Source organism: Pseudomonas sp. MWU12-2037, from assembly GCF_023242345.1.
Lineage (GTDB): Bacteria > Pseudomonadota > Gammaproteobacteria > Pseudomonadales > Pseudomonadaceae > Aquipseudomonas > Aquipseudomonas gingeri_D.
Map to the genome: position 1 here is coordinate 135305 of NZ_JALLIZ010000016.1, position 11213 is coordinate 146517.

The window sequence follows — 11213 nt, forward strand, 5'->3', positions numbered from 1 at the left end:
AAAAGACCACTCCCGGCAGCAAACCTGCTCATCTGAAGTAACACGGTCCCCTGTAGGAGCCGGCTTGCCGGCGATCAGGCCCTTGAGTCATGCGCCCGCTGGCAAGCCGGGCTCCCACAAGTTTCGCGTCAAGAACGCCAGAACGGTTTCAAACCTTCTTTCCGGGCCTGCTCCGGGCTCAATCCGATATCGCTCAGTTCCTCGGGCGTAAGTGCAAGCAAGGTCTTGCGGGTACGCAGACGATGCCAGAACAGACCCATGGCACCGAAGGCCGGAGCGCCGCCACGGGCGGAAGACGCCATGACTACCCGCTCGTGCTCGATCACCAGTTCCTGACTGCGCAACACCAGACGCACATCGCTCATGCCGTTCATTACCTCTGCTCCTTTGTTACTCGGTTGCCATGAGTACATAGAATGGGTGAGCGGCCAAAACCATTACAGATTCAATCAATTTTTATTAATTCAATACAGATCTCGCCAAAGCGCGACTGAATCCTGTATTTTCTTCCTATCTGTACCGTCCAACGCTTTCCACCGTCGCCGAGAACTGCGCCATGACCCTCTACGTCAACCTTGCCGAACTGCTTGGAACCCGCATAGAACAGGGTTTCTATCGCCCCGGAGACCGCCTGCCTTCTGTACGGGCGTTGAGCGTGGAGCACGGTGTCAGTTTGAGTACGGTGCAGCAGGCCTACCGCGTCCTGGAAGACAGCGGGCTGGCCCAACCAAAACCCAAGTCCGGCTACTTCGTACCCGTAGGCCGCGAACTACCGGCGTTGCCGGTCATCGGCCGACCGGCACAACGCCCTGTTGATATCTCGCAATGGGAACAGGTGCTGGAACTGATTCGCGCCGTCCCTCGCGAGGACACCGTACAGTTGGGCCGCGGCATGCCCGACATCGACAGCCCGACCCTGAAACCGCTGCTGCGCAGCCTGGCTCAGATCAGCCGCCGCCAGGACATGCCCGGCCTGTCCTACGACAATATCCACGGCAACTTCGGGCTGCGCGAACAGGTGGCGCGCCTGCTGCTCGACTCCGGCTGCCAGCTCGGCCCCCAAGATCTGGTGATCACCACCGGCTGCCACGAGGCCCTGTCCACCAGCATCCGCTCCATCTGCGAGCCGGGGGACATCGTCGCGGTGGACTCACCCAGCTTCCACGGCGCCATGCAGACCCTCAAGGGCTTGGGTATGAAGGCCCTGGAAATCCCCACCGACCCGATCACCGGCATCAGCCTCGACGCCCTGGAACTGGCCCTCGAGCAGTGGCCGATCAAGGCCATACAGTTGACCCCCAACTGCAACAACCCGCTGGGCTACATCATGCCGGAGTCGCGCAAACGCGCCCTGCTGACCCTGGCCCAGCGCTTCGACGTGGCGATTATCGAAGACGATGTGTATGGCGAACTGGCCTACACCTACCCGCGTCCGCGCACCATCAAGTCCTTCGATGAAGACGGTCGCGTGCTGCTCTGCAGCTCCTTCTCCAAGACCCTTGCCCCGGGCCTGCGCATCGGCTGGGTCGCGCCCGGCCGCTACCTCGAGCGAGTGCTGCACATGAAGTACATCAGCACCGGCTCCACGGCCCCGCAGCCACAGCTGGCAATCGCCGACTTCCTCAGAAACGGCCACTTCGAGCCGCATCTGCGACGCATGCGCAGCCAATACCAGCGCAACCGCGACCTGATGATCGACTGGATCAGCCGTTATTTTCCCGCCGGTACCCGCGCCAGTCGCCCCCAGGGCAGCTTCATGCTCTGGGTCGAACTGCCCGAAGGGTTCGATGCCCTGCGCCTGAACCGGGCGCTGCAGGACCAGGGCGTGCAGATCGCGGTGGGCAGCATCTTTTCCGCCTCGGGCAAATACCGTAACTGCCTGCGCATGAACTACGCTGCCAAGCCAACGCCACTGATCGAAGAGGCTGTGCGCAAGGTCGGCGCGGCCGCGATCAAATTACTGGCACAAAACGAGAGCAGTATCGATTGACCTTTACCCGCCGGAAAGCGTCCATATGCCGACACCTACCGACCCGGGGCGATGACCATTGAAAGCCTGCTTGCTGCTCATTGCCTTGCTGTTGGGCGGATGCGCGACCCTGGATATTCCACGGCTTCCCAGCCAGGCCCTGGCGGCGAGCGAATCGAGCTTCGGTCGTTCGATCCAGGAACAGGCCGCACCCTGGCAGGGGCGCTCGGGTTTTCGCCTGCTGCCCAACGGCAGCGAGGCGTTCAGGGCCCGGGCCGAATTGATCCGCAATGCCCAGGTCAGCCTGGATTTGCAGTACTACATTGTCCATGACGGCCTGAGCACCCGCATGTTGGTGGATGAACTGCTCGAGGCCGCCGATCGCGGCGTACGGGTGCGCATCCTGCTGGACGACACCACCAGCGACGGGCTCGACTCGGTCATCGGCACCCTCGCCGCCCATCCGAATATCCAGATCCGCCTGTTCAATCCGCTGAACCTGGGCCGCAGCACCGGTGCCACGCGTACCCTGGGCCGTTTGTTCAACCTGTCGCAGCAACATCGGCGGATGCACAACAAGCTGTGGCTGGCCGACAACAGCGCGGCCATCGTCGGCGGCCGCAACCTCGGGGACGAATATTTCGGCGCCCAGCCGGACCTGAACTTCACCGACATCGACCTGCTCGGCTTCGGCCCCGTGGCCGAACAACTCGGACACAGCTTCGACCAGTACTGGAACAGCGCCCTGAGCGCGCCCATTGGCGACTTCCTCTCAAACCCACCGTCCGCGGTGGAACTGGCCAAGGCCCGACAACAGCTCAAGGATTCGCTGGGCAGCTATCGCCAGCACAATACCGCCCTGTACCTGAAGCTTCGGGCCTACAAGAGCGAGCCGCGCATGGATATCTGGCGCCGTGAGCTGATCTGGGCCTGGAGCGAGGCGCTGTGGGACGCACCGAGCAAGGTCCTGGCCAGGGACGAGCCTGATCCACGCTTGTTGCTGGCCACACAGTTGGCGCCGGAACTGAAGAACGTCCATACCGAACTGATGATGATTTCCGCCTACTTCGTGCCTGGTCAACCGGGGCTGGTCTACCTGGCCGGGCGCGCCGATGCAGGGGTCTCGGTCAGCCTGCTGACCAATTCGCTGGAGGCCACCGACGTGCCTGCCGTGCACGGCGGTTACGCGCCTTACCGCAAGGCGTTGCTGGAACACGGCGTGAAACTCTTCGAACTGCGGCGCCAGCCCGGGGAGCGTGGCGGCAGCGGGCCGCACCTGTTTCATAGCGCGTCCTACAAAGGCTCGGACTCCAGCCTGCACAGCAAGGCGATGATTTTCGACCGGCAGAAATCCTTTATCGGTTCATTCAACTTTGACCCGCGCTCGGTACTGTGGAACACCGAAGTCGGCGTCCTGGTGGACAGTCCGGAGCTGGCGGAACACGTTCGGGCCCTGGCCTTGCGCGGCATGGCCCCGGCCCTGAGCTACCAGCCGCGCCTGGAGCAGGGACAGATTGTCTGGGTCACCGAGGACCACGGACAGCTCCACGAGCTGCACCACGAGCCGGGCAACTGGTGGCGCCGGTTCAACGCCTGGTTCGCCAACCATATCGGATTGGAGCGCATGCTCTGAAGGTTCACGAGGCCTGACCTGTGGGAGCAAGCTTGCTCGCGATCAGCCGGCAGGCTGATGTTTCGGCGGTGCCCGGGAGCCCGTCATCGCGAGCAAGCTTGCTCCTACAGGGGCGTGGTCGGCTGTGCCGTGCCGAAGGCCCCTTGGCGCAACAGCAACACCAGCAGGCCCAAGGCCCCGGCCGCCATGAACAACGGCAAGGCATGCCCGCTGATCCACTGGCTGCCCGCACCCGCCACCAACGGCCCGATCAGGCAGCCGATACCCCACAACTGCGCCACATGGGCGTTGGCCCGCACCAGCGCGTCGTCGCGATAACGCTCGCCGATCAGGATCAACGACAAGGTGAACAGCCCGCCCGCGCTGGCACCGAACAGCACCCACAGCGGCCAGATCAGCAAGGTGTCGAGTAGCAGCGGCACCGCCAGGCTCGACAACATCAGCGCCAGGGCACAACCGGTGAACAACGCGCGCCGGGACAGCCGGTCGGCCAAGGCGCCAATCGGCAGTTGCAACAAGGCATCGCCCACCACCACGGTGCTGACCATCGCCAAGGCGATATCCGCCGTAAAGCCTTGGCGCAGGCAGTACACCGGCAGCAAGGTCAGAATCATCGCCTCGAAAGCGGCAAACAGCGAAATGGCCCAGGCAATGGCCGGCAAACCCCGGCAGAAGCCCAGCAAGTCCGCCAGGGTGACGCGATTGGACTCCGTGGTTGGCGCACCGCTGCGCCCCAGCAACAGAAATGGCGCGACCACCAGCAAACCCACGCCAACCCAGAAGCCGTAATCGCCTTCCGTGCCCACGGCGGCCAGCAGCAGCGGACCGGACAACTGGCTCAGCGCATAAGTACTGCCATACAGCGCCACCAGGCGTCCGCGCCATTGTTCGACCACCAGTTGATTGATCCAGCTTTCGCCGAGGATGAAGACGATGGTCAGGATCACCCCGATCATCAGGCGCAGCACCAGCCACACCGGGTAGCTGGGCAGCAGCGCCAGCAAACCGATGGACAAGGCCCCGGCCCATAGGCAGAGGGCCATCAGCCGGGCAGTGCCGAAGCGCGCCGCCAGATGGCTGGAGATACTGGCGCCGAGCAAGACCCCGATGGCCGGCATCGCCGCCATCACGCCAATGGCAAAAGAGCCATAACCCCAGCTTTCCAGCCGCAGGGACACCAACGGCATGCTCACGCCCAGTGCCAGCCCGACACTGAGTACCGAAGCCAGCACGGCGAAATAAGTCGCCCAACGCATGTTCCACGCTCCTGTGGATAGTTTCTGTTCAAGACGACACAGCCGGACTTCCTTGCGGAGAGTCCGGCTGTGTTTATTGGGGATACCCGATCACAGACACAAAATTCTGATCAACCCCCGGCCTGTAGGAATTGGCTTGCCAGCGATGAGGCCCGCAGACCTTGCATTGCCCTTACAGACGCCATCGCCAGCAAGCCGGCTCCCACAAGTTTCGCTGCGGTCTCAAGAGCCGAGGCGTTACAACTTGATCCAGGTCGCCTTCAGCTCGGTGTACTTGTCGAACGCGTGCAGCGACTTGTCACGGCCGTTACCCGACTGCTTGAAGCCGCCGAACGGTGCGGTCATGTCGCCGCCATCGTACTGGTTCACCCACACACTGCCGGCCCGCAGGGCCTTGGCGGTCAGGTGCGCCTTGGAGATGTTCGCGGTCCAGACCGCCGCCGCCAGGCCATAGGGCGTGTCGTTGGCAATGCTGATCGCCTCTTCCACGCTGTCGAAGGCAATCACCGACAGCACCGGGCCGAAGATTTCTTCCTGGGCGATCTTCATCGCGTTGCTCACGCCATCAAAGATGGTCGGTTCGACGTAGGTACCACCGGTTTCCTGCAGGGTCCGCTTGCCACCGGCCACCAGCTTGGCGCCATCGGCATGACCCGATTCGATATACGACAGCACGGTGTTCATCTGCTGGGTATCCACCAGGGCACCGACATTGGTCTCCGGGTCCAGCGGGTTACCCGGCTTCCAGGCCTTCAGCGCTTCGATCACCAGCGGCAGGAAGCGGTCCTTGATCGAACGCTCCACCAGCAGGCGCGAACCGGCGGTGCAGACTTCGCCCTGGTTGAAGGCAATGGCGCTGGCCGCGGATTCGGCGGCGGCCTGCAGGTCCGGAGCATCGGCAAAGACGATGTTCGGGCTCTTGCCGCCGGCTTCGAGCCAGACGCGCTTCATGTTGGACTCGCCGGAGTAGATCAGCAGTTGCTTGGCGATCTTGGTCGAACCGGTGAACACCAGGGTGTCGACATCCTGGTGCAGGGCCAGGGCCTTGCCGACGGTATGACCGTAACCCGGCAGCACGTTCAGCACACCCGCCGGAATACCGGCTTCAACCGCCAGGGCGGCAATGCGGATCGCGGTCAGCGGGGACTTTTCCGAAGGTTTGAGAATCACCGAGTTACCGGTGGACAACGCCGGCCCGAGCTTCCAGCAAGCCATCATCAACGGGAAGTTCCACGGCACGATAGCCGCGACCACGCCCACCGGCTCACGGGTCACCAGACCCAACTGATCGTGGGGAGTGGCAGCCACTTCGTCATAAATCTTGTCGATGGCCTCGCCGCTCCAGCTCAGGGCCTGGGCCGCGCCGGGTACGTCGATATGCAGGGAGTCGCTGATCGGCTTGCCCATGTCGAGGGTTTCCAGCAAGGCCAGCTCCTCGGCATTGACCTTCAGCAACGCGGCAAAACGAATCATCGCCGACTTGCGCTTGGCCGGGGCCAGGCGCGACCAGACACCGGAGTTGAACGTCGCGCGGGCACTCTCGACGGCACGCTGGGCATCGGCCGCATCGCAACTGGCGACGCTGGTCAGCAGGCGGCCATCGACCGGGCTGATGCACTCGAAGGTCTCATTCGAGACCGCGGCGGTGTATTCACCATTGATGTAGGCACGGCCTTCAATCTTCAGCTCACGGGCACGTTGTTCCCAGTCAGCACGAGTCAGGGTGATCATTCGAGTGTCCTCCTCTTATTGAAATACTGGAACCGTGCGCTCTTGCGCCAGCACCGTTCGGAATTCTGCCCAACGAGCCCCGATTCAGGCCCATGGCACCCACCACCCTAAACCAGCGGCACCTGAAGTTTCAATATATTTGACAAAGACTCGTCAAACGCCGTTGCCATGTTCGTTTTAATAAACATAGACTCGGTGCTTGCGACCCAAGGCCCGTCACCGCAGAGGAAGAGCACCATGAGTATCCAGGACATCGTCGATTTCAGCGAAGCCACCACCGTACCGGAACGCTTTCGCCCGGCAGAGGAGAAAGTGTTCAAGGGCGATCCCGAGCAAACCATCTACAACCACTATGGCAGCCCCTGCGGGCAGATGAATGCCGGCGTCTGGGAGGGCGCGGTGGGCCAGTGGACGGTGAACTACACTGAACATGAATACTGCGAAATCGTCCAGGGCGTCTCGGTGCTGCGCGACGCGGACGGCAACGCCAAGACCCTGCGCGCCGGCGATCGTTTCGTGATCCCGGCGGGCTTCAAGGGCACCTGGGAGGTGCTGGAGCACTGCCGCAAGATCTATGTGGTGTTCGAGCAGAAAGCCTGATCAGACCTGGACGCACCAGATACGCGGATCCTGGGCAGGCTGGGCCGGGTAGGGAATATCCACCTTGATGTCATCGCGCTCGAAACGCATCCGACTGTCAGCGGTTTTCTTGAACTCGTCCCTGGTCAGGGCCAAGATCCAGTAAAGATCCAACTGACCACAATCCTCGCTCACATGGGTAGCGACCGTCGCGGCCCTGAGGTCAATGCGGCCATCGTTCAAGACGAAGGCGGCATCAATCCCGACTTCAATTTTCTCGGGCTGTGTAGCCAGACGGTAGGAATGCGTGGGATTGAAGCTCCCTTGCATAACCTGGTTCGGCACCAGCAAACGCTTCCCTGCCGGGTCGTTGAAACGCGGCAGGAACGAATCGAAAACTTGCGCTGTCTGTCGATTGGACTCGGCAATGACCTCCCGAATACGTCGCCCCATCAACTCGTCAGGGGGAGTATCCAGAGGCGGCACCGAATCCAGCAGCATCGCTACGGGCGTTTCTCCCCGGGCGACGCGCGGCAGCCAGTCCACACCCTGCTGCTCAAGCAGATAGCCGGCTAAAGCACCCAACGCATAGCTTTCATGATCGGCAGCCAGATAATCATCTCGCGCCAGCAGGCTCAGTTCCTCAAGCATGAGTACCGACCACTCACGGGAGAGTGGACGCGCGCCCAGCACCAGCGGCCGAACAATCGCCTCCACATAACGCGCACTACCTTCGGAACGATCAGTGCCATGAATGCGCTTCAACTCGTCGGCATACCCGCTTGACCATTGGCGATACCAATAACTGGCCCGCCCCAAAGCATCGGCCCGTCCCTGAGCCGCCGCCAGCAGGTGGCGGATCAACTGGTTGCGATGCATGCGCGGCTCGGCGGCGGCAGGGTACAAAGTGCTGCGATCCGATCCCGGGGAGAATGCCCAGCTCTTTTCGTCCTCGGCGTAAAAATGAAAGGCTTCGTGGGTTGCCAGACTGAACACATCGGGAATCGCTCGCGGATCTTCCAGCCGCTGCAGCTCGTCCGCCGGCAGTTCCTTTCCCAGACCGATAAAGACAGACGGACGCCCCCGCCAGAGGATCTTGTCAAAGGATTTGTATTCGTAGGAAACCCCAAGCGCCCTGACCGCCTCCATATCGATCTCGCTCCCCCCCTGCGCGCTCATCAGCCAGGCCCGCTGCCCGTCGCTGGTCAACAACTGGACATCCGCAAACACACGGGTGATTTCATTGAACGCGGCCAATGCGGACCAGCCGATCCGAGTGGCCTCGATCATCCTGCGTACGTAGGCATCGGTACTGGTTTCGGCCTTGGCCGACTGAGCCGCCGAAACCGCAATACTCCCCGCCGCCAGGACCACCAGCAGCAGAATTCCAAACATCCTCGCAATCATCATGAGCGTTCTCCACATCCGCATCCTTTCGGTGTTCACCCCAGTCTAGGAAAGGCGCAACGGGAAAAATGTAGGAATCAGCCACGCAATAGGCAGGAGCCGGCCGAAAAAAGGCGAAAAAAAACCCCGAACCAGTCGGGGTTTTTCTCGAAAAACAAAATCAATTACTTGATTTTGCCTTCCTTGTAGATCACGTGCTTACGAACAACCGGATCATATTTCTTGATCTCGATTTTGTCCGGAGTAGTGCGCTTGTTCTTGTCAGTCGTGTAGAAATGACCAGTACCGGCGCTCGAGATCAAACGAATCAATTCACGCATGATTTAGCTCCCTTATACCTTGCCATCGCGACGAAGTTCGGCCAGCACGACATCAATGCCGCGCTTGTCGATGATACGCATGCCCTTGGCGGATACGCGCAGACGCACAAAACGCTTCTCGGACTCGACCCAGAAGCGGTGATGCTGCAGGTTCGGCAGGAAACGACGACGGGTTTTGTTGTTTGCGTGGGAAATGTTATTCCCAGTCACCGGACCCTTACCGGTAACTTGACAGACTCTAGACATGCCTCAGCCCTCTAAAACCACATGCCCAACCCGGCATGGGTTGGCCGCTTAATCTCTCAGTCATTTGGCGCCAGGCGCCGCGTTTCTTTAAGGGTCTTACCGGCTACACCTACAAGCGAAGGAACCGGGCCCCTAGAAAAGAGCGCTGCTTTATACCAGAAAGACTCAGGTGCAACAACATCAAGTGCGATTAAAACCTCGACGGCGCACCGTCAATGACCGGCCAGGACGCCAGCAACCTGGGCTGGCGCCCTGAAAGGCCGCTCGTCGCACAACACCGGCCAGCGGCGCAAAAGGCCCGCCAAACCGTGCGGTGAAAATATCGGGGGAAGCAGGCAAACTGAAAAATCCGCTAAAAACGGGATAGTCAATTACCGTCCATACCTCTAGGGTAGGACTTTTCCAGACTGCACTCGCAGATGGGACAACGACCTGCAAAGGATACTGAATATGCGTCTCGCTGCCCTACCGCTATTGCTCGTCCCCTTCCTCGGGGTATCGGCCCAGGCCGCCAGCACCCTGAGCGTCTGCACCGAAGCCAGCCCCGACGGGTTCGACGTGGTGCAGTATAACTCGCTGAGCACCACCAATGCCTCGGCCGACGTGCTGATGAACCGCCTGGTGGACTTCGACGCCGACAGCGGCAAGCTGGTGCCCAGCCTCGCTGACAGCTGGACCGTGTCCGACGACGGCCTGGTCTACGAGTTCAGGCTGCATCCGGGGGTGAAATTCCATCACACCGACTACTTCAAGCCGACCCGCGACCTGAGCGCCGCCGACGTGCGCTTCAGCTTCGAACGCATGCTCGACCCGGCCAACCCATGGCACCAGATCGCCCAGAGCGGCTTCCCCCACGCCCAGTCGCTGCAACTGCCGAGCCTGATCAAACGAATCGAGGCGGTTGATCCGCTGACCGTGCGCTTCACCCTCGACCACCCCGACTCGACCTTCCTCGCGGCCCTGAGCATGGGCTTCGCCTCGATCTATCCGGCGGAATACGCCGACAAGCTGATGGCCGCGGGCACCCCGGAAAAACTCAACAGCCAGCCCGTCGGCACCGGCCCGTTCGTGTTCGGCCGGTTCCAGAAAGACGCCTCGATCCGCTACAGCGCCAACCCGGACTACTTCGCCGGCAAGCCGGCGGTCGACAACCTGGTCTTCGCCATTACCCCCGATGCCAACGTCCGCCTGCAGAAGCTGCGGCGCAACGAATGCCAGATCGCGCTCTCGCCCAAGCCCCTGGATGTCACGGCTGCCAGTAAAGAGCCGACGCTCAAGGTGGAAAGAACCGCGGCCTTCATGACCGCTTTCGTCGCCATCAACAGCCAGCATCCCCCCCTGGACAAACCGGAGGTACGTCAGGCGATCAACCTCGCCGTCGACAAGACCAGCTACCTCAAGGCCGTGTTCGAAGAAACCGCCGAGGCCGCCAACGGGCCGTACCCGCCCAACACCTGGAGTTACGCCAAGGACCTGCCCGGCTACGCCCATGACCCGGAAAAAGCCAAGGCCCTGCTGGCCAAGGCCGGGTTCAAGGACGGTTTCCAGACCACCATCTGGACACGTCCGTCGGGTAGCCTGCTCAATCCCAACCCGAGCCTCGGTGCCCAGCTGTTGCAAGCCGATCTCGCCGAAGTCGGCATCCAGGCGCAGATCCGCGTGATCGAATGGGGCGAACTGATCCGCCGGGCCAAGGCCGGTGAGCACGACCTGCTGTTCATGGGCTGGGCCGGCGACAACGGCGACCCGGACAACTTCCTGACCCCGCAATTCTCCTGTGCGGCGGTGAAATCGGGCACCAACTTCGCCCGCTACTGCGATGCGGGCCTGGACAAGCTGATCAGTGCCGGCAAGACCACCAGCGAGCAAGGGGTGCGCAGCAAGCTGTACGAGCAGGCCCAGGCGCAGATCCAGCAACAGGCGCTGTGGGTGCCGCTGGCGCATCCGACGGCCTTCGCCTTGCTGCGCAAGAACGTCCAGGGCTATGAAGTGAGTCCGTTCGGGCGGCAGGATTTTTCCAAGGTCAGCCTCAAGCCTTGAAACCGGCACACCCTGTAGGAGCCGGCTTGCCG

The 11213-nt window shown here is 61.7% G+C and carries 10 protein-coding genes; 4 read left to right on the plus strand and 6 right to left on the minus strand.

Going from position 1 to position 11213, the window contains the following annotated elements:
• Positions 1-128 precede the first annotated feature (128 nt).
• The gene (locus M5B42_RS24555; RefSeq protein WP_103497905.1) at positions 129-374 is read right to left on the minus strand and encodes a DUF1127 domain-containing protein; all 246 of its coding nucleotides are present in this window, start codon (positions 372-374) and stop codon (positions 129-131) included.
• 182 nt (positions 375-556) lie between these two features.
• On the opposite strand from M5B42_RS24555, the gene M5B42_RS24560 reads away from it, so the two are divergent.
• A complete protein-coding gene (locus tag M5B42_RS24560) occupies positions 557-1990 on the plus strand; it encodes a PLP-dependent aminotransferase family protein (protein WP_103497903.1) in 1434 nt (477 codons plus the stop codon).
• 58 nt (positions 1991-2048) lie between these two features.
• Positions 2049-3602, plus strand: coding sequence for a phospholipase D family protein (locus M5B42_RS24565; protein ID WP_248747263.1), 1554 nt, complete (start codon positions 2049-2051; stop codon positions 3600-3602).
• A gap of 104 nt (positions 3603-3706) precedes the next feature.
• Here the strand turns inward: M5B42_RS24565 and M5B42_RS24570 are convergent, their stop codons facing one another.
• Together M5B42_RS24570 and M5B42_RS24575 are read right to left on the minus strand one after the other, a co-directional pair.
• Positions 3707-4858 carry an MFS transporter gene (locus tag M5B42_RS24570; RefSeq protein WP_248747264.1) on the minus strand — a complete coding sequence of 384 codons (1152 nt, stop codon included), beginning with the start codon at positions 4856-4858 and terminating at the stop codon, positions 3707-3709.
• Between the two features lie 237 nt (positions 4859-5095).
• Positions 5096-6589, minus strand: coding sequence for an aldehyde dehydrogenase (locus M5B42_RS24575; RefSeq protein WP_103497899.1), 1494 nt, complete (start codon positions 6587-6589; stop codon positions 5096-5098).
• 237 nt (positions 6590-6826) lie between these two features.
• Here M5B42_RS24575 and M5B42_RS24580 point away from each other — a divergent pair, with 237 nt between their 5' ends.
• Complete coding sequence (locus M5B42_RS24580) at positions 6827-7189, plus strand: cupin domain-containing protein (protein ID WP_103497897.1); 363 nt, start codon at positions 6827-6829, stop codon at positions 7187-7189.
• Here M5B42_RS24580 and M5B42_RS24585 read toward each other — a convergent pair whose 3' ends face one another.
• The 3 genes from M5B42_RS24585 to rpmB all read right to left on the minus strand — a co-directional run bounded on the left by M5B42_RS24585 (position 7190) and on the right by rpmB (position 9141).
• A complete protein-coding gene (locus tag M5B42_RS24585; protein ID WP_248747265.1) occupies positions 7190-8578 on the minus strand; it encodes a hypothetical protein in 1389 nt (462 codons plus the stop codon).
• 161 nt (positions 8579-8739) lie between these two features.
• A complete protein-coding gene (rpmG, locus tag M5B42_RS24590) occupies positions 8740-8895 on the minus strand; it encodes a 50S ribosomal protein L33 (RefSeq protein ID WP_003177274.1) in 156 nt (51 codons plus the stop codon).
• Between the two features lie 12 nt (positions 8896-8907).
• On the minus strand, positions 8908-9141 hold the full coding sequence (rpmB, locus tag M5B42_RS24595; RefSeq protein ID WP_007921114.1) for a 50S ribosomal protein L28: 234 nt from the start codon (positions 9139-9141) through the stop codon (positions 8908-8910).
• 450 nt (positions 9142-9591) lie between these two features.
• On the opposite strand from rpmB, the gene M5B42_RS24600 reads away from it, so the two are divergent.
• Positions 9592-11181 carry an ABC transporter substrate-binding protein gene (locus M5B42_RS24600; RefSeq protein WP_248747266.1) on the plus strand — a complete coding sequence of 530 codons (1590 nt, stop codon included), beginning with the start codon at positions 9592-9594 and terminating at the stop codon, positions 11179-11181.
• Positions 11182-11213 lie beyond the last annotated feature (32 nt).

Excerpts from the sequence above, each read along its gene's own strand:
- M5B42_RS24560 (WP_103497903.1), top strand. The coding sequence starts at position 557 with ATGACCCTCTACGTCAACCTTGCCGAACTGCTTGGAACCCGCATAGAA.
- rpmB (WP_007921114.1), bottom strand. The coding sequence starts at position 9,141 with ATGTCTAGAGTCTGTCAAGTTACCGGTAAGGGTCCGGTGACTGGGAAT.
- M5B42_RS24585 (WP_248747265.1), bottom strand. The coding sequence starts at position 8,578 with ATGATGATTGCGAGGATGTTTGGAATTCTGCTGCTGGTGGTCCTGGCG.
- M5B42_RS24570 (WP_248747264.1), bottom strand. The coding sequence starts at position 4,858 with ATGCGTTGGGCGACTTATTTCGCCGTGCTGGCTTCGGTACTCAGTGTC.
- M5B42_RS24580 (WP_103497897.1), top strand. The coding sequence starts at position 6,827 with ATGAGTATCCAGGACATCGTCGATTTCAGCGAAGCCACCACCGTACCG.
- rpmG (WP_003177274.1), bottom strand. The coding sequence starts at position 8,895 with ATGCGTGAATTGATTCGTTTGATCTCGAGCGCCGGTACTGGTCATTTC.
- M5B42_RS24555 (WP_103497905.1), bottom strand. The coding sequence starts at position 374 with ATGAACGGCATGAGCGATGTGCGTCTGGTGTTGCGCAGTCAGGAACTG.
- M5B42_RS24600 (WP_248747266.1), top strand. The coding sequence starts at position 9,592 with ATGCGTCTCGCTGCCCTACCGCTATTGCTCGTCCCCTTCCTCGGGGTA.
- M5B42_RS24575 (WP_103497899.1), bottom strand. The coding sequence starts at position 6,589 with ATGATCACCCTGACTCGTGCTGACTGGGAACAACGTGCCCGTGAGCTG.